At 66.4% G+C, this 16,423-nt stretch carries 17 protein-coding genes; 8 read left to right on the top strand and 9 right to left on the bottom strand.

Going from position 1 to position 16,423, the window contains the following annotated elements; genetic code table 11:
• Positions 1 to 4: 4 nt before the first annotated feature.
• The 4 genes from AC56LK_RS06060 (at position 5) to AC56LK_RS06045 (ending at position 3,634) form a co-directional block, all read left to right on the top strand.
• Positions 5 to 415, top strand: coding sequence for a hypothetical protein (locus AC56LK_RS06060; protein ID WP_497183669.1), 411 nt, complete (start codon positions 5 to 7; stop codon positions 413 to 415).
• Positions 412 to 1,542 (top strand): glutamate 5-kinase, encoded by a 1,131-nt coding sequence (gene proB, locus AC56LK_RS06055; RefSeq protein ID WP_497183668.1) that lies wholly within the window; start codon positions 412 to 414, stop codon positions 1,540 to 1,542. Before AC56LK_RS06060 ends, proB begins: the two co-directional genes overlap by 4 nt.
• A gap of 144 nt (positions 1,543 to 1,686) precedes the next feature.
• Positions 1,687 to 3,267: a methyl-accepting chemotaxis protein gene (locus tag AC56LK_RS06050; RefSeq protein ID WP_497183667.1), complete on the top strand. Its 1,581-nt coding sequence runs from the start codon at positions 1,687 to 1,689 to the stop codon at positions 3,265 to 3,267.
• A gap of 4 nt (positions 3,268 to 3,271) precedes the next feature.
• Positions 3,272 to 3,634, top strand: coding sequence for a nuclear transport factor 2 family protein (locus AC56LK_RS06045; RefSeq protein WP_497183666.1), 363 nt, complete (start codon positions 3,272 to 3,274; stop codon positions 3,632 to 3,634).
• Between the two features lie 2 nt (positions 3,635 to 3,636).
• Here AC56LK_RS06045 and nth read toward each other — a convergent pair whose 3' ends face one another.
• Together nth and rsxB are read right to left on the bottom strand one after the other, a co-directional pair.
• Complete coding sequence (gene nth, locus AC56LK_RS06040; RefSeq protein WP_497183665.1) at positions 3,637 to 4,329, bottom strand: endonuclease III; 693 nt, start codon at positions 4,327 to 4,329, stop codon at positions 3,637 to 3,639.
• Positions 4,330 to 4,335: 6 nt separating this feature from the next.
• Entirely contained in the window at positions 4,336 to 5,016 is a 681-nt protein-coding gene (rsxB, locus tag AC56LK_RS06035; RefSeq protein WP_497183664.1) for an electron transport complex subunit RsxB, read from the bottom strand.
• 138 nt (positions 5,017 to 5,154) lie between these two features.
• Here rsxB and AC56LK_RS06030 point away from each other — a divergent pair, with 138 nt between their 5' ends.
• On the top strand, positions 5,155 to 5,487 hold the full coding sequence (locus tag AC56LK_RS06030; RefSeq protein ID WP_497183663.1) for an RcnB family protein: 333 nt from the start codon (positions 5,155 to 5,157) through the stop codon (positions 5,485 to 5,487).
• Positions 5,488 to 5,568: 81 nt separating this feature from the next.
• Here the strand turns inward: AC56LK_RS06030 and AC56LK_RS06025 are convergent, their stop codons facing one another.
• The 5 genes from AC56LK_RS06025 to AC56LK_RS06005 all read right to left on the bottom strand — a co-directional run bounded on the left by AC56LK_RS06025 (position 5,569) and on the right by AC56LK_RS06005 (position 10,552).
• A complete protein-coding gene (locus AC56LK_RS06025; RefSeq protein ID WP_497183662.1) occupies positions 5,569 to 6,804 on the bottom strand; it encodes a polyhydroxyalkanoate depolymerase in 1,236 nt (411 codons plus the stop codon).
• 283 nt (positions 6,805 to 7,087) lie between these two features.
• Complete coding sequence (locus tag AC56LK_RS06020; RefSeq protein ID WP_497183661.1) at positions 7,088 to 8,185, bottom strand: NAD(P)/FAD-dependent oxidoreductase; 1,098 nt, start codon at positions 8,183 to 8,185, stop codon at positions 7,088 to 7,090.
• Between the two features lie 118 nt (positions 8,186 to 8,303).
• Complete coding sequence (fdxA, locus tag AC56LK_RS06015) at positions 8,304 to 8,627, bottom strand: ferredoxin FdxA (protein ID WP_436107266.1); 324 nt, start codon at positions 8,625 to 8,627, stop codon at positions 8,304 to 8,306.
• A 171-nt stretch (positions 8,628 to 8,798) separates the two neighbouring features.
• The gene (locus AC56LK_RS06010; protein ID WP_497183660.1) at positions 8,799 to 9,074 is read right to left on the bottom strand and encodes a protealysin inhibitor emfourin; all 276 of its coding nucleotides are present in this window, start codon (positions 9,072 to 9,074) and stop codon (positions 8,799 to 8,801) included.
• On the bottom strand, positions 9,071 to 10,552 hold the full coding sequence (locus AC56LK_RS06005; protein ID WP_497183659.1) for a hypothetical protein: 1,482 nt from the start codon (positions 10,550 to 10,552) through the stop codon (positions 9,071 to 9,073). Before AC56LK_RS06005 ends, AC56LK_RS06010 begins: the two co-directional genes overlap by 4 nt.
• Before the next feature lie 182 nt (positions 10,553 to 10,734).
• On the opposite strand from AC56LK_RS06005, the gene AC56LK_RS06000 reads away from it, so the two are divergent.
• Positions 10,735 to 11,016 (top strand): polyhydroxyalkanoic acid system family protein, encoded by a 282-nt coding sequence (locus tag AC56LK_RS06000; protein WP_436107263.1) that lies wholly within the window; start codon positions 10,735 to 10,737, stop codon positions 11,014 to 11,016.
• A 15-nt stretch (positions 11,017 to 11,031) separates the two neighbouring features.
• On the opposite strand, the gene AC56LK_RS05995 is transcribed toward AC56LK_RS06000, so the two are convergent.
• Positions 11,032 to 11,286 (bottom strand): acyl-CoA-binding protein, encoded by a 255-nt coding sequence (locus AC56LK_RS05995; protein ID WP_159696209.1) that lies wholly within the window; start codon positions 11,284 to 11,286, stop codon positions 11,032 to 11,034.
• A 143-nt stretch (positions 11,287 to 11,429) separates the two neighbouring features.
• Positions 11,430 to 11,786: an FKBP-type peptidyl-prolyl cis-trans isomerase gene (locus AC56LK_RS05990; RefSeq protein WP_497183658.1), complete on the bottom strand. Its 357-nt coding sequence runs from the start codon at positions 11,784 to 11,786 to the stop codon at positions 11,430 to 11,432.
• A 162-nt stretch (positions 11,787 to 11,948) separates the two neighbouring features.
• Here AC56LK_RS05990 and AC56LK_RS05985 point away from each other — a divergent pair, with 162 nt between their 5' ends.
• Positions 11,949 to 12,749 (top strand): EI24 domain-containing protein, encoded by an 801-nt coding sequence (locus AC56LK_RS05985; RefSeq protein WP_497183657.1) that lies wholly within the window; start codon positions 11,949 to 11,951, stop codon positions 12,747 to 12,749.
• Between the two features lie 424 nt (positions 12,750 to 13,173).
• Positions 13,174 to 16,410, top strand: coding sequence for a transglycosylase domain-containing protein (locus AC56LK_RS05980; protein WP_497183656.1), 3,237 nt, complete (start codon positions 13,174 to 13,176; stop codon positions 16,408 to 16,410).
• Positions 16,411 to 16,423: the final 13 nt, after the last annotated feature.

The raw sequence follows: 16,423 nt of genomic DNA, 5'->3' as shown, positions 1-16,423 counted from the left end.
CAGCTTGAGTGCAGCTGTGCTGAACCGCAGCTGGCTGCGCAGCCAGCTGCTGCAACTCCTCGCCACCGCCAGTTCGCTGGCGGCCCTGGCGGCCATGCTCGATCCCGACCGTATCGCGTCGGCGATGGGCATCTTTCTCGTCGGCGTGAACGGCTACAGCCAGTTCTACGCCGTCTACGTGGGCATGCGCCTCGCTACCGCGATGCTGGCGCTGCTGGCAGCGAGACAGGGCGACCGGCCCCTGCTCGTCGACCTCACCGCATTGTTCCTCCTGGCCCAGCCGGCCGGGCGCCTGGCCGCGGCTTTCGCGATCGGGCTGCCGAAGGGGGTATTATTAGCAGTCTGCGCGGTCGAGTTGTTAGCAGGACTTTCCCTGCTGGCCTTACGGCCGCGAGGAAAATTCCTGTCGACATGAACTCAGCCCATCACTCAGCCCTCCAGCAAGCCTCCCGCATCATCGTCAAGGTCGGTTCCTCGCTCGTCACGGACGAGGGCAGGGGCCTCGACCATACCGCCATCGCCCGCTGGGCCGCCCAGATCGCCGCCCTGCGCGGCCTCGGCAAGGAAGTCGTGCTGGTGTCCTCGGGCGCGATCGCCGAAGGCATGCTGCGCCTCGGCTTCACGGCGCGCCCGACCGACATCCACGAGCTGCAGGCCTGCGCCGCCGTCGGCCAGATGGGCCTGGCCCAGATCTACGAAACCAGCTTCCGCACCCACGGCATCGGCACCGCCCAGGTGCTGCTGACCCATGCCGACCTGGCCGACCGCGAACGCTACCTGAATGCGCGCTCGACGCTGACGACCCTGCTGCGCCTCGGCATCGTCCCGATCATCAACGAGAACGACACCGTCGTCACCGACGAGATCAAGTTCGGCGACAACGACACCCTGGGCGCGCTGGTGGCCAACCTGATCGAGGCCGACGTGCTGGTGATCCTGACCGACCAGCGCGGCCTGTTCTCCGCCGACCCGCGCAAGGATCCGGCCGCATATCTGATCGGCGAGGCGCAGGCGGGCGACCCGGCGCTCGAAGCGATGGCCGGCGGCGCCGGTTCCAGCCTGGGGCGCGGTGGCATGCTGACCAAGGTGCTGGCGGCCAGGCGCGCGGCGCGCTCGGGCGCCCACACCGTGATCGCCTGGGGCCGCGAGCAGGACGTGCTGGTGCGCCTGGCCCGTGGCGAAGCCATCGGCACCCAGCTGACCGCGCCGACCGGCCGCCTGACCGCGCGCCGCCAGTGGATGATCGACCACCTGCACACCACCGGCGAGGTGGTGCTCGACGCCGGCGCCGTGCAGAAGCTCACCAGGGAAGGCAAGTCGCTGCTGCCGATCGGTGTCGTCGCCGTGCGCGGCGAGTTCGGGCGCGGGCAGGTGATCACCTGCATCGACGAAGCGGGCAAGCCGCTGGCGCGCGGCCTGACCAACTACACCAGCAGCGAAGTGCGGCGCATCATGCGCCATTCCTCGGCCGAGATCGAGCGCATCCTGGGTTACGTCGAGGGCCCGGAACTGGTACATCGGGACAATCTCGTCCTGCTTTGATGTAAAGCGTGCGCTGCAATGTGCGAGTGTTGCTCTCTGGCTACAAAACGATGTCGGCCAAGCAAAAGGTCAACTTTTGATTTTGCTCAATAGCTATGCAGCACATAAACTGGATGCACCTCGCATAGCATCCGAAAGTTCAGCATGAAACTCAGCCGTAAACTGCCCCTTGGTTTTGCCGCCGTCACCCTGGTCGTTGCCTGTGCCGGCTTTTTCGGGGTGAGCCGGATGAATCACGCCCTCGATACCTCCAACGCCGCCGTGGTCCAGTCCGGCCACGCCCAGCGTGTGGAGGCGCTGCTTTCGCATTTCCGCCTGCAGACCCAGGAATGGAAAAACACGCTCCTGCGCGGCAAGGATGAGGAGCAGCGCGCCAAATACTGGAAGGCCTTCCAGCATAGCGAGGCCGCGGTCGCCACGGAGGCGAAGGAGCTGGTCGCGGCCCTGCCGGCCGGCGAGGTGCGCGAGCTGCTGGCCCGGTTTTCGCAAGCGCACCTGAAGATGGGCCAGGGCTACCGCCGCGGCTTCGACGACTTCACGGCGGCCGGATTCGATTCGGGGGCCGGCGACAAGGCCGTCAAGGGCATGGACCGGGCGCCGGCCGAGCTGCTGGTGAAGGCGCATGAAGCGATGGCGAAGCAGGCTGCCGCGACCGTCGTCAGCGCCGAAGCGGTGGGCAAGCGCGCCACGCTGCTCAGCTATGTGCTGATGCTGCTGGGCTCCATCGTGGCCGTGGTGGCAGGCGTGCTGGTATCGCGTTCGATCACCCGTCCGCTCGGCGCAGCCGTCGAAGCGGCGCAAAGCGTGGCCGCGGGCGACCTGCGGACCACGATCGAGGTACGCAGCAGCGACGAGACCGGCCAGCTGCTGCAGGCCTTGAAGGACATGACCGGCAGCCTGCAGAACATCGTCGCGCAGGTGCGCAGCGGTACCGAGACGATCGCCGTGGCCTCCGGCGAGATCGCACGCGGCAACCTGGACCTGTCGAACCGCACCGAGCAGCAGGCCGGGGCGATCGAGGAGACCGCTTCCTCGATGGAAGAGATCACCTCCACGGTCCAGCAGAACGCCGACAATGCGCGCCAGGCCAACCAGCTTGCGGTGTCGGCCTGCGACGTCGCCGCCAAAGGCGGCCACATGGTCGAGCAGGTGGTCGGCACGATGGCCTCGATCAGCGAATCCTCGCGCAAGATCGTCGACATCATCAGCGTCATCGACGGCATCGCCTTCCAGACCAACATCCTGGCGCTGAACGCGGCGGTGGAAGCGGCGCGTGCGGGCGAACAGGGCCGTGGCTTCGCCGTGGTGGCGGGCGAAGTGCGCAACCTGGCGCAGCGCTCGGCCACCGCCGCCAGGGAGATCAAGGAGCTCATCAACGATTCGGTGCAGCGCGTCGACGCCGGCAACCGCCTGGTGGGCGAGACCGGCGCCACGATGGGCGAGATCGTCACGAGCGTGCACCGCGTGATGGAGATCATCGGCGAGATCAGCACGGCCAGCGCCGAGCAGGGCGCGGGTCTCGCGCAGGTCAACATGGCCGTCAGCGAGATGGACGCCGTCACCCAGCAGAACGCCGCACTGGTGGAAGAAGCCGCGGCGGCGGCGCAGTCGCTGCGCGACCAGACCGAAGCCCTGAACGAGGTGGTCGCGGTCTTCAAGCTCGAGGATGCGCGGCAGTCGCGCAAGGCGCTTCCGGGGCGCTCTCCTGCGCGCTTGAGCGCCTGACGCTATGAAGCTGACTTCTCCCCTCGCCGTCGTCCAGGCGCAGCTCGATGCCTACAATGCCAAGGACCTCGACGCGCTGATGCGTACCTATGCCGCGGACGCGCAGCAGTTCGCGCTGCACGGTGCGCTGCTGGCGCAAGGCCACGACCAGATCCGCCCGCGCTACCAGGAGCGCTTCCTCGAGCCCGACCTGCAGGCCCGCCTGCTCACGCGCTCGGTTCTCGGCAACTTCGTCACCGACCTCGAGATCGTGACCCGCAACTTCCCGGAGGGGCGCGGCACGGTGGAGATGCTGTGCGTGTATGAAGTGGTCGACGGGCGCATCGCGCGCGCCTCGTTCGCCACCGGAGAACAACGCCTCGGCTGAAGTCAGCCGAGTTCCGCCACTTCGCTGGCCAGGTCGGCGGCCGGGTCCAGCACGCCTGCGGGCGCGGGCGTCTTGTCCTTGAACTCGCACAGGTCCTTGATCAGGCAGTTCCAGCACTTCGGCTTGCGCGCCACGCAGGTGTAGCGGCCGTGCAGGATCAGCCAGTGGTGGGCGTCGTGGAGAAAGTCCTTCGGCACGAACTTGAGCAGCTTCCGCTCGACGATGTCGACGTTCTTGCCCGGTGCGATCTTCGTGCGGTTCGACACCCGGAAGATGTGGGTGTCGACCGCCATGGTCGGCTCGCCGAAGGCGGTGTTGAGCACCACGTTGGCGGTCTTGCGGCCCACGCCCGGCAGGGCTTCCAGGGCCTCGCGCGCGCGCGGCACCTCGCCGCCGTGCTGCTCCACCAGGATCCGGCAGGTCGCCATGACATTGGCCGCCTTGGTGTTGTACAGGCCGATGGTCGAGATGTAGGACTTGAGTTCGTCCAGGCCGAGATCGAGGATGGCTTGTGGCGTGTTGGCCACCGGGTAGAGGCGGCGCGTGGCCTTGTTGACGCCGACGTCGGTCGACTGCGCCGACAGCAGCACCGCGATCAGCAGCTCGAAAGGCGTGGTGAATTCGAGCTCGGTGGTCGGTTTTGGATTGGCGGCGCGGAAGCGCGTGAAGATCTCTAAACGTTTGGCAGGATTCATCGGTCGTCAGGCTTTGTCGGGAGGATTGCCGGCCGCCTTCTGGCGCGCGCGCTCCATGGCGGCGGCGATGATGGCGCGCTTGCGTTCCTTCTCCGCCAGCTCTTCCGGCGTGTTCGTTACTTCGGCCGTCACCGCGCGCATCTTTTCCAGCGCCTTGGCGGCCAGGCGCGCGTCGTTCTCCTCGCGTTCGCGCTGCAGGCGCTCGCTGCGGAAGTCGTGGCGCGCACGCGCCGCATCGGCGGCCTCCTGCGACCAGGCGTCCCAGCCGGTGCGTTCGCCCGTCACCGGCAGCATCGAGATGCAGTCGACCGGGCAGGGCGCCACGCACAGGTCGCAGCCGGTGCACAGGCTCGGCAGGATGGTATGCATCTGCTTGGCCGCGCCCAGGATCGCGTCCACCGGGCAGGCCTGGATGCACAGCGTGCAGCCGATGCAGAGCGACTCGTCGATGAAGGCGACCGGGCGCGGGCGTTCGATGCCGTTGGCAGGGTTGATCGGGATCACCGGGTGCCCGGTGACGCTCGACAGGCGGCGCACGCCTTCGATGCCGCCGGGCGGGCACTGGTTGATCCCGGCTTCGCCGCGCGCGATCGCTTCCGCATACGGACGGCATGCGGGGTAGCCGCACTTGGTGCATTGCGTCTGCGGCAGTACGTCTTCGATCTGGTCGGCGAGGGTCTTGGTCACGGCGCGGGGTGGAGCGGTAAAGCCGACATTATCCGCCAAAACCGGGAGCGGTGCGACCCACCCGCCTCCGTGCTGGAGCGAACAGACTGCGGCGTCCGTGCGTGGTGTACTGGGACCTCGACGCTGAGAGGAGCTCATATGAACAGGATCATCGTTCCGCTGCTGGTCGCCGCGGTGCTGGCCGGTGGCGCCGCGGCCCAGGCGCACCAGCGCGGCGAACAGGAAGCGCGCCTGCAGCAGGCCAAGTCGGCCAAACCCGGTCCCTATCGCAGCGTGGCGGCCAGCGGCCAGCTCAAGCGCGGCGAGCAGCTGCCGCCGCGCTACCGGACCCATCATTTCGTGGTGGAGAACTGGAAGGCGCATCGCCTGACCGAGCCGCCGCCGGGGCACCAGTGGGTGCAGGCGGGGAGCGAGTATGCGCTGGTGGCGATTGCGACCGGGGTGGTGCAGGAGGTCTTGGTGGGGAAGTGAGCTTGAGGCCGCCCTGCCGAAAAAATGCCGGAGCATGCTCCGGCATTTTTCACGTCATTGCCGCCACTGGAGGCAATGACCTCAGGCATGCGCCCGGATGAACTCCCCGATTTTCGGGCAGATGATCTCGCGCCAGCGGCGGCCCGAGAAGATGCCGTAGTGGCCGCACTTGGGCGCCACGAACTCGAGGTGCTTGTCCTTCGGGATGCCGCTGCACAGGTCGTGCGCGGCGCGGGTCTGGCCGAGGCCGGAGATGTCGTCCAGCTCGCCCTCGACGGTGAACAGCGCCACCGTCTTGATGTCCTGCGGACGCACCAGCTGGCCGCCGACTTCCCAGGTGCCCTTCGGCAGACGGTGTTCCTGGAACACGGTCTTGATCGTGTCGAGGTAGTACTCGGCGGGCATGTCGAGCACGGCGTTGTATTCGTCGTAGAACTGGCGGTGCGCCTCGGCCGAATCGTCGTCGCCCTGCACCAGGTGCGAATAGAACTCGCGGTGGCTCTGGGCGTGGCGGCCCGGGTTCATCGCGATGAAGCCGGCATGCTGCAGGAAGCCCGGATAGACCTTGCGGCCGAAGCCCGGGTAGTTGCCCGGCACCGAATAGATCACGGTGTTCTCGAACCACGAGAACGGCTTCTCGACCGCCAGGTCGTTCACCGCGGTCGGCGACTTGCGCGGGTCGATCGGGCCGCCCATCATGGTCATCGTCTTCGGCAGCTTCGGGTCCTTGTTGGTCGCCATCAGCGAGATCGCGGCCAGCACCGGCACGGTCGGCTGGCACACGGAGATCACGTGCACGTCCGGGCCGAGGTGGCGGATGAAGTCCTGGACGTAATAGATGTAGTCGTCGAGGTGGAAGGGACCATTCGACAGCGGCACCATGCGGGCGTCGGTCCAGTCGGTGATGAAGACGTCATGCTCGACCAGCAGGGCGCGCACGGTGTCGCGCAACAGGGTGGCGTGGTGGCCGGACAGCGGCGCCACGACCAGCACGCTCGGCTGTTCCAGCGCGGCAAACTCCTTGTCGCTCAGGTCTTTCTTGAAATGGAGGAGCTTGCAGAACGGCTTGTCGACCACCGTGCGCTCGATGATGCCGACCTCGGCGTCCTTGATGGTGACGCTTTTGATGCCGAAGGCCGGCTTTTCGTAATCCTTGCCGAGGCGGTACATCAGCTCGTAGCCGGCAGCGATACGCTGGGCGAAGGGCGTGTGCGCAAAAGGCGAAACCGGGTTCGAAAACATTTTTGAGGACGCATCTGCCCACTGCATGAGTGGGGTCAGGAAGGAACGTTGCATCTCGTGAAGTTGGTAAAGCATAAAGTTTTCCTTCGTGGGGAATGGCCCGTGCAATCGTTGCGCGTGACTGTAATCAATTATAGGGGATAGTCATTTACTTGTGGAAACAGTCGTTTTCACATCCCGTTTGCATAGACCAGTTGTAGCATATTTGTGCAATACCGCTCCGTGAACCGGCCCACATAACTAGGTAGGTCCTGTCCGACACGGTATTTTGTTGCGCCACACTAACTGAACATCGAGGGAATAGAAAATGCCGCCGGGCTTGCGCCGGGCGGCATTTCTAGAGGAAGCAGTCTCTGGATCAGTCGAAGACCGGGGTCTCGACGCCGAGGATCTTGTGCAGTTTCGGCGAGGTCGTCGTGTACTGCATGTGGATCTTCTTGTCCGGGAAGATGTAGGGCGCGGCGCCGAAGGCGGCCAGCGCGGCTTCGTGGAAGCCCGACAGGATCAGCTTCTTCTTGCCCGGGTAGGTATTGATGTCGCCCACCGCGAAGATGCCCGGCACATTGGTCTCGAACTTCTCGGTGTCCACGACCTTGAGCTGCTTGCGCTCGATGTCCAGGCCCCATTCGGCGATCGGACCCAGCTTCGGCGACAGGCCGAAGAACACCAGCAGCATGTCCAGCGGCACGCGGCGGGTGACGCCGTCGGCGCCGGTGACCTTCACTTCGCTGAGCTTGCCATCGGTCTCGTCGAAGCCGGTGACCTGGCCGATGATCAGCTGCATTTCGTATTCGTCGCACAGGGCCTTCATCTTGGCGACCGAAGCCGGCGCGGCGCGGAAGTCCTCGCGGCGGTGCAGCAGCACGACCGACTCGGCCTTGCCGACGAAGTTCAGGGCCCAGTCCAGCGCGGAGTCGCCGCCGCCGCAGATGACCAGGTTCTTGCCTTCGAACAGTGCCGGATCCTTGACGCGGTAGAACAGCTGGCTGTTCTCGAACTTCTCGATGCCGTCGACTTTCATGGTGCGCGCCTGGAACGAACCGACGCCGGCCGCGATGAAGATGGTCTTGGTGATGAAGCGGGTACCGGTCGAGGTCTCCACGTTGAAGCGGCCGTCTTCGCGGCGCTGCACGGTGGTGACTTCCTGGCCCAGGTGGAAGGTCGGCTCGAACGGCTCGATCTGCTTGAGCAGGTTGTCGGTCAGTTCCTGGCCGGTGCACACCGGCACGGCCGGGATGTCGTAGATCGGCTTGTCCGGATACAGTTCCACGCACTGGCCGCCGACGGCCGGCAGCGAATCGATGACGTGGGCCTTGATCTCGAGGAGGCCGAGTTCGAAGACCTGGAACAGGCCGACCGGACCGGCGCCGATGATCACGGCATCGGCATCGATCGCGCCGGCGAACGAGCTGTTGGGAGCGATGCTGCCCGCTTCGTGGGAGGCACTGATAGTCATGCGCTAGTCTTTCTTTGAACGTTTCTGTGTATTTGGGTGTGCGTGTGACGATGGCCGCTAGTGTGCCATGATTGACGAGCCTGCGCTGGCAGGGCCCTGGCGGGCCCTGCCTGGGGGATCAGCGGGCCAGCTGGTCCAGCTTGTCCTTGACGTCTTTCCACTCGTCCGCGTCCGGCAGGGCCGGTTTGGTCTTGGTGATCGACGGCCAGAAGCGCGACAGGTCGGCATTGATCTTGATGAACTGCTGCTGATCCGACGGCACGTCTTCTTCCGCGTAGATCGCATTCACCGGGCACTCGGCCACGCAGACGGCGCAGTCGATGCACTCGTCAGGGTCGATGGCGAGGAAATTTGGGCCTTCCCGGAAACAATCTACCGGGCATACATCGACGCAGTCGGTGTAACGACAACGGATGCACGATTCGGTGACAACGTGGGTCATAACAGTCCTATTAGTTTGTATGGTGTCGCGGCGCCGGGCGCTGACTGGGCCGGCGGGACTTGCAAAGCACTGTATTTTAGGGCAATTCGGCTTTTCCTACAAATTAGGCTTATACACAATATATATAAGCAAATGTGGGCTGTGGTGGCGCGCCGCAGGGCCCGGGGAGGCTCAGGCAGTCGTCCGCAGCCGGTCCAGCAGGGACTGCCAGTCGCCGCCGCTGCCGTCCTCGCGCACGAAGACCGTGTGGCAGCGCGGACCGTCCTCGACCGTGATTTCCCAGCGCGGCAGGTCGGCCCCGATCGGGCAGCTGGGCGCCGCCGAGAAGAAGTCGAGGCGCTGCAGGAGCGCTTCGAACTCGCCGCCGCCGGGATGGGCGGCGGTATCGAGGTCGTAGGCTTCGGCCAGCCCGGCGAAGCCGCCGCAGGCGCGCGCGCTGATTTTCATGCCTGGTCCGCCACTGCGGCGACCGGAACGGCGACGGACGCGGGCGCGACACATTCGCCGAGGCGGCCATTCGCCGCGCACCAGCGCGCCAGGGCCTGGGCTTCGCTGTCGAGTACCCGGTCCACCCGGTAATACTCGGGCAGGTTCATGGTGCCGCAGCAGGCGCGCCGGTCCTGGCGCGCGCCGGGCTTGTCGCACACCTTCGGCGCCAGCGGCCCGGCCGGCGCGGCGGCGTCGGCTGCTGCGGCGCCCGGCTGCTCGACCACCTCGCGGCGCGCGAACTGGTTGCGGATGAAGGCGGCATAGATGGCCGGCTTGCCGTCTTCCTGGACGATGCGCAGCATCTGGTTGACCACGTCCACGTAGCTGGCGGCGCTGTCGGGGGCGGCGATCAGGGCGCGCAGCAGCAGCCCGCGCAGGTAGGCCGCCACCCGGTGCAGCACGGCGGCGCAGTCGTCCAGTACGGGATTGCGCTCGTAGGCGAACATGTCGGCCAGCACGTCGTACATGGCGCCGGTGAACACCTGCGAAATCGCATGCACCTGGGTGCCGGCCTGCGACAAGCTCAGGTCGTTGTCGGCGTTGCGCAGGGAGCTGGCGCCGCCCAGGGCCATGCCGAACTGCTCGGCGATGTCGGCCAGGTAGGTCTTGTCGTGCAGGTGGGCCCGGGTCTGGGCCACCACCGCCTCGCACTGGTCGAGCTGGGACAGGGCCAGGAAGATCGCGGTGAGGTCGCCGAAGGCTTCGTGCAGGCCGCCGGTCTGGGGTGGGGCATCGGCCAGCAGCCACTGCGGCTTGAGGCCGTCGAGCACCGCATGCGCGGTCTCGTGGGCCACGATGTCGAAGGAGCGGCAGGTGTACACGCGCGCGGCTTTGCCTCCCTCCACTCCGCTGGGAATGAAGTCGCCGAACTTCAGGCAGGCCTGGGTGCGGCTGTAGAAGGCGTTCATCACGTTCGGCAGGCCGTAGGGATAGACCGCCAGCGGGCGGGTATCCATGCTGGTGTTCCACTGCCAGGGCAGGGGCATGTCGAGGCCGGCCGCAAGCAGGGCGCGCTGGTACATGGTCAGGGTCTGGCGCACCACCGCGAAGGTGTGCACCGCGTCGAACTGCGGGGTGTCCGGCTGGGTGACGAAGTCGCCCACGGCGTTCGGCTCGACCGGATCGATGCCGGGCGTGCCCGGGGCGATGCGGGCGTCGCGCGGGCCGGCCAGGACCGGGCCGGGCAGCCAGGCGCGGCGGGTGCCGATCTCGCCCACCGACGGGTCCTGCTTCCACATCAGCACGCGCGCGCCGAAGGCATGCGGCAGCGGCGGCGCTTCGGCCTGCGGCTCGTCGGCCGGCTCGGGCGGCTGCTCGAGCAGCTTCGCGAGGCGGTGCTGCTGCCGGTAGGGGGCGCTGGGCGTGGGGATGAAGCGGACCGGCGGCTGGTCACGGGACGTGTCCAGTTCGTCCGGCAAGAGGGCACCTGGTTCCATGACGGGCTCCTTGCGATAGGTCGGGCGGCAGCTCCATGGTCGCGCGCCCGGCGGCGCGGATATTGACTAAAATCAATTGACTTAGATCGGGACCGGAATCGCCCGGCACACTGGCATACTCAGCCGTCAGCTGGCATCATGGCGGGCTTTCTTGTAACGGATTCAGAATAGGATTGCCCAGCATGTCGGAAATCAGCATCGTCCAGGAACACAATCTCAGCCCGGAACAGGCGCGCGCCGCCGCCCAGCAGGTGGCGCAGCGGATCGCGGCCGAGTACGGCCTGGCGTGCAAGTGGGATGGCGACGTGCTGCGCTTCGAGCGCAGCGGCGTGGAAGGGGCCCTCAGCCTGGAGGACCGGCAGGCCGCCATGCGGATCCGCCTGGGATTCTTCATGGGGGCCTTCGCCCCGGCGATCGAGGCCAAGGTGGCGGAAAAGATGCGCAAGGTGTTCGCGCCCGCATGATTCCATACGGGAAAATCAGCCCTTCAGTTCCTCGATCAGGTCGATGTACTGCTGCATCGCGTCTTCCTGCGAGGTGCCCTTCAGCGCGGCCCAGGCGTCGAACTTGGCGCGGTTGACGAAGTCGGTCATGCCCGGGCGCTCGCCGGTGGCGTCGCCGCTCGCGCCCTGTTTGTACAGCGCGTAAATCTTCAGCAAGGTCATGTTGTCCGGGCGTTCCGGCAGATTCTTCGATTCGGCCTGGGCCTGGGCGAACTGTTCTTGCAAGCTCATGAATACTCCTGTGTTGGTTGCGTTGGCAATGTGGTCATGCAGGAGGATGATCTTAGCGCAGGAGGGGGCGTCCACCGCCAAACGGGGCGAACTTTAGAGGGGATGCTCAGGCGGCGCCCGCGGAGAACGCCGCCGGGTAATGCTTAGACGGCGAGCAGTTCGACGTCGAAGATCAGGGTTGCGTTCGGCGGGATCACGCCGCCGGCGCCGCGTGCGCCATAGCCGAGGCTGGCCGGGATGGTCAGGCGGCGCTGGCCGCCGACCTTCATGCCCTGCACGCCTTCGTCCCAGCCGCGGATCACGTGGCCGGCGCCCAGCGCGAACTGGAACGGGTCGTCGCGGTCCTTGCTCGAATCGAACTTGGCGCCGGTGCTGCCGTCGTCGTTGCGCAGCCAGCCGGTGTAGTGGACGGTGACGTGCTGGCCGGCTTTCGCCTCGGCGCCGGTGCCCGGGACGGTGTCTTCGTATTGCAGGCCGGAATCAGTAGTGATGGTGGACATGGTTTTCCCTGTTGTTCAAGTTGAACGGGGAATTGTAGTGCATGCATCCAGAGGACGCCAAATGGGCCCGGCGCGCGCATTGCGTACAATGGCAATATTGGAATCCAGACAAGGAGCCGCGATGCCCCAGCCTTCCCGCCCGACCCGTTCCGAGGCCGCCCGATGAAGGGCGTCGGTGCCGCCTACCGGCGCGCCCTGCGCGCCCAGTTCTCGCGCCGCATGCTGATGCTGTCCGGCGCCCCGCTGGCGCTGTCGCTGCTGCTGTGGGGGGCGCTCCTGTGGACCGGCCTGCAGCCGCTGCTCGACTGGCTGCAGGGCGTGTTCGCCGACTACGGACTGTTCCAGTCGAGCGGCGGCCTGCTGGCCATGCTCGGCCTGGGCATGCTCAAGGTGATGGTGGTGCCGCTGGTGGCGATCGCACTGCTGCTGCCCCTGATGATCGCCTCGGCCTTGCTGTTCATGGGCGTGATCGCGATGCCGGTCATCGAGCGCCACGTCGGCAACAACCACTACCCCAAGCTGGAGAAGAAGGAGGGCGGTTCCTTTGTCGGCAGCGTCGCCATCAACGTCGGCAGCACGGCGGTGTTCGCGCTGCTGTGGCTGCTCACGCTGCCGCTGTACGCGGTGCCGCCGCTGGCCTGGCTGGTGCAGGCCTGCCTGTGGGCCTGGGTGACCTCGCGCGTGATGAGCTACGACGCGCTGGCCGGCCATGCCAGCCGCGAAGAACGGCTCGAATTGATGCGGCGCCACCGCGGCGCGCTGCTGGCGATCGGCTTCGCCTCGGGCCTGGCCGGCGCGCTGCCGGGTATCGCCTGGATGGGCGGGGCGCTGCTGTCGATCGTGCTGTTCCCGGTCCTGGCCATGCTGTCGCTCTGGCTGTACATCATGATCTTCCTGTTCGCCGGGCTGTGGTTCCAGTATTTCTGCCTGGGGGCGCTGGAAGAACTGCGCGGCGGCGCATGACCGGACGGGTGCCCGGCACCCGGCATGCCGATTTATTTCACAGCACTGTCCACCCAGGGCGCCCGCGGATCGTTTATGAACAGGACACTCGCCACCACGTCGCGGGCCGCATTCCGGCCGTTGTAGGACTGCATGCCGTCCTGCTAACTCAGCCGTTGTTTTTTTGCGAAAATACTTCGCGCGCATCAAAATTGTTAAACCGTGTCTCGCGCGTGTCGTATTGATGTGGTGGAATGATACCTGTGGAGGTGCAATCCTGAGTGAGTTTGCACCGCGCATTTTTGCAGACTGACGAGGACCCAATCACTCGAACAAACCAGCAGCAAGGATGGCGGGCAGGTTGGCGGGGATTGAGCGCATATTGATTCAAACCGGTTGAGCCATCATGGAAAGTATTCGCCGCATCAAGCGGCCAAGTAAGGTAATGCAAGCAGTTGGCAAATGGCTCGGGCGCTTCGCCCAGCCCATGGCCGGCGGCGCCCCTGTGCTCGCGTCCGCGGGCGGCAACGACGTTCCCCTGTATGAAGCCTATCCGCACCTGGCGGCGGGTGGCGGCGGTGCACCGTCGGGCACTCCCGTGCCGCCGCCCGGAGTGCCGGACGGCGCTCCGGAGCGTGCGCCCGAACCGGCGCCGCGCAAGCGCCGCTTCAAGCCGTATTTCTACCTCACCCTCCTGATCCTGCTGGTGCTGCTGGGCGGCTGGGGCGCGCTCGAGGTCCGCAGCTCGCGCCTGCAAGCAAAGATCTTCGCCGACATGGCCGACGATCTCAGCTTCCGCATGGAGAAGGGCCCGAGCCCCGCGATCCGCTTCCCGGCCGCGAGCCCCTACGACACCCGCCTCGGCTATGCCAACCTGCCCGACTACCTGCAGAAGCTGCAGACGCGCGGCTACCAGATCGACGCCCAGGCCCGCATCTCGCCCGCGATGGTGGAGATGGCCGACCGTGGCCTGTATGCCACCTACCACGAGAAGACCAAGGTCGGCCTCGAGATCCTCGACTGCCGCGCGCAGCCGCTGTTCGCGTCGCGCTTCCCCGAGCGCTTCTATCACAAGTTCGACGACGCGCCGCCGCTGCTGGTGCAAAGCCTGCTGTTCATCGAGAACCGCGAGTTGCTCGACCCGGCCTACCCGCACCGCAACCCGGCGGTCGAATGGGACCGCTTCTCGAAGGCGGTGTTCGACAAGACCCTGAGCAGCGTCGGCCTGGGCGGCGAAGGCCGCGTCGCCGGCGGCAGCACGCTGGCGACCCAGATCGAGAAGTACCGCCATTCGGCAGAAGGGCGCACCGGTTCGCTGCAGGACAAGATGATCCAGATGGCGTCGGCCACGCTGCGCGCCTACCAGGACGGCGAAGACACCACGAAGGCGCGGCGCCAGATCGTGCTCGACTACCTGAACACCGTGCCGCTGTCGGCCAAGCCGGGCTACGGCGAGGTCAACGGCATCGGCGACGGCATGTGGGTCTGGTACGGACGCGATTTCAACAAGCTCAGCGGCATGCTGCGCGGCCCGATGAACGACACCGAAGCCGTCACCGCCTACAAGGAAGCGCTGTCCCTGATGATCGCGCAGCGCCGCCCGGCCTACTACCTGGGCGCCGGCGAGCAAGACCTCGAAACGCTGACCAACAGCCACCTGCGCGTGCTGGCCCAGGCCGGCGTGATCTCGCCGCAGCTGCGCGACGCCGCCTTGCGGGTCAAGCTGCATCCGGCCCAGAGCTCGGGCGTGGCCGCGCCGGGCGCCGATGCCTTCGTGTCGCGCAAGGCCGCCAACGCGGTGCGCAACCACCTCGGCTACCTGGTGGGCGATTCGCGCCTGTACAACCTCGACCGCCTCGACCTGTCGGTGGTGTCGACCCTCGACGCCGGGGTGCAGCAGGCCGTCACCGACGCGCTGCGCAAGCTGACCGACGCCGAGCACGCGAAAGAGGCCGGCCTGACCGGCAAGGGCCTGCTCGGCAACGGCGACCCGTCCCAGGTGGTGTACAGCTTCACCCTGATGGAACGCGGCGAGCACGTGAACTACCTGCGGGTCCAGACCGACAACTACGACCAGCCGCTCGACATCAACGAAGGCGCGAAGCTCGACCTCGGCTCGACCGCCAAGCTGCGCACCCTGGTGACCTACCTCGATATCGTCGACCAGCTGCACAAGCGCTTCGCGCCGATGGACGAAATCGGCCTGATGGGCGTGGAAGTCGATGCGAAAGACCGCATGTCGCAATGGGCGCTCGAGTATTTCCGCACGCTGCCGAAGGGCGCCGACCGCGGCCTCAAGCCGATGCTGGCGGCCGCGATGGAGCGCAAGTACTCGGCCAACCCGGGCGAAGCCTTCTTCACCGGCGGCGGCCTGCACACCTTCGGCAACTTCAGCAAGCTGGACAACAGCAAGATCATGACGGTCACCGAGGCGCTGCGCCAGTCGACCAACCTGGTGTTCGTGCGCATGATGCGCGACGTGGTGCGCTACTACATGTTCCAGCTGCCGGGCTCCTCGGCCCAGCTGCTGGCCGATGCCGACGACCCGCGCCGCGCCATGTACCTGGCCCGCTTCGCCGACAACGAGGGCAAGGTCTTCATGGCCAAGTTCTGGAACAAGTACAAGGGCAAGACCCCGGCCGAGATCGAGGCGCTGCTGTTCTCGGGCGTGCGTCCCTTCGCTTCCAAGCTGGCCGCGGCGCACCGTACCGTGTTCCCGAACGCCACCCCGGCGCAGTTCGGCGAATTCATCACCAAGGCGCTGCCGGCGTCCAACGACATGGACCCGGAGCGCATCCCGAAGATGTACGAGATGTACGACCCGCGCAATATGTCGCTGGCCGACCGCGGCTACGTGGCCTCGGTGCACCCGCTCGAGCTGTGGCTGGTGAGCTACCTGCGCAGCCATCCGAAGGCCGGCTGGACCGAGGTGACCAATGCCAGCGTCAAGGAGCGCCAGGAAGTGTATTCGTGGCTGTTCAAGACCCACCGCAAGCATGCGCAGGACAACCGCATCGCCGGCCTGCTCGAAGTGGAAGCCTTCCTCAAGATCCACGCCCAGTGGAAGAAGATGGGCTACCCCTTCGACTCGCTGGTGCCGTCCTATGCGACCACGCTGGGCGCCTCGGCCGACCGGCCGGCCGCGCTGGCCGAGCTGATGGGCATCATCGTCAACGGCGGCGTGCGCAAGCCGGTCGAGCGCATCGATTCGCTGCACTTCGCCAAGGACACTCCCTACGAAACCCTGGTCAAGCGCAGCAAGGGCGGCGGCAAGGAGCAGGTCCTCGCACCGGAAGTGGCACGTGCGGTCGCGGATGCGATCCAGGGCGTGGTCACCGACGGCACCGCCAAGCGCGTCAAGACCGCCTTCATGCAGTCCGACGGCAGCGTGATCGCCGTGGGCGGCAAGACCGGTACCGGCGACCAGCGCTTCGAAGTGTATGCGCGCGGCGGCCGCGTGATCGAGTCGCGCTTCGTGAACCGCTCGGCTACTTTTGTGTTCAACATCGGCGAGCGCTACTTCGGCAGCATGACCGCCTACGTGCATGGCCCGCAATCCGGCAACTACGACTTCACCAGCGCGCTGCCGGTGCAGCTGCTGACCAACCTGGCGCCGAGCCTGATGCCGATGATCGAACCGCCCGCGGACAGCGTGGCCGCTCAGCGCCAGTGCGTCCGTTGACGGAGCGAACCGG

It is taken from the genome of Telluria sp. ZB4P36 (genome assembly GCF_059685865.1).
Note: the sequence above shows the minus strand (reverse complement) of the source record. Positions and strands in the feature narration are given on the sequence as shown.

Coding starts and splice junctions, on each gene's coding strand:
- AC56LK_RS06020 (WP_497183661.1), bottom strand. CDS start 8,185: ATGACTATCAGTGCCTCCCACGAAGCGGGCAGCATCGCTCCCAACAGC.
- fdxA (WP_436107266.1), bottom strand. CDS start 8,627: ATGACCCACGTTGTCACCGAATCGTGCATCCGTTGTCGTTACACCGAC.
- nth (WP_497183665.1), bottom strand. CDS start 4,329: ATGAATCCTGCCAAACGTTTAGAGATCTTCACGCGCTTCCGCGCCGCC.
- AC56LK_RS06005 (WP_497183659.1), bottom strand. CDS start 10,552: ATGGAACCAGGTGCCCTCTTGCCGGACGAACTGGACACGTCCCGTGAC.
- AC56LK_RS06050 (WP_497183667.1), top strand. CDS start 1,687: ATGAAACTCAGCCGTAAACTGCCCCTTGGTTTTGCCGCCGTCACCCTG.
- AC56LK_RS06010 (WP_497183660.1), bottom strand. CDS start 9,074: ATGAAAATCAGCGCGCGCGCCTGCGGCGGCTTCGCCGGGCTGGCCGAA.
- AC56LK_RS06025 (WP_497183662.1), bottom strand. CDS start 6,804: ATGCTTTACCAACTTCACGAGATGCAACGTTCCTTCCTGACCCCACTC.
- AC56LK_RS05985 (WP_497183657.1), top strand. CDS start 11,949: ATGAAGGGCGTCGGTGCCGCCTACCGGCGCGCCCTGCGCGCCCAGTTC.
- AC56LK_RS05995 (WP_159696209.1), bottom strand. CDS start 11,286: ATGAGCTTGCAAGAACAGTTCGCCCAGGCCCAGGCCGAATCGAAGAAT.
- AC56LK_RS06000 (WP_436107263.1), top strand. CDS start 10,735: ATGTCGGAAATCAGCATCGTCCAGGAACACAATCTCAGCCCGGAACAG.
- AC56LK_RS05990 (WP_497183658.1), bottom strand. CDS start 11,786: ATGTCCACCATCACTACTGATTCCGGCCTGCAATACGAAGACACCGTC.
- AC56LK_RS06045 (WP_497183666.1), top strand. CDS start 3,272: ATGAAGCTGACTTCTCCCCTCGCCGTCGTCCAGGCGCAGCTCGATGCC.
- AC56LK_RS06030 (WP_497183663.1), top strand. CDS start 5,155: ATGAACAGGATCATCGTTCCGCTGCTGGTCGCCGCGGTGCTGGCCGGT.
- AC56LK_RS05980 (WP_497183656.1), top strand. CDS start 13,174: ATGCAAGCAGTTGGCAAATGGCTCGGGCGCTTCGCCCAGCCCATGGCC.
- proB (WP_497183668.1), top strand. CDS start 412: ATGAACTCAGCCCATCACTCAGCCCTCCAGCAAGCCTCCCGCATCATC.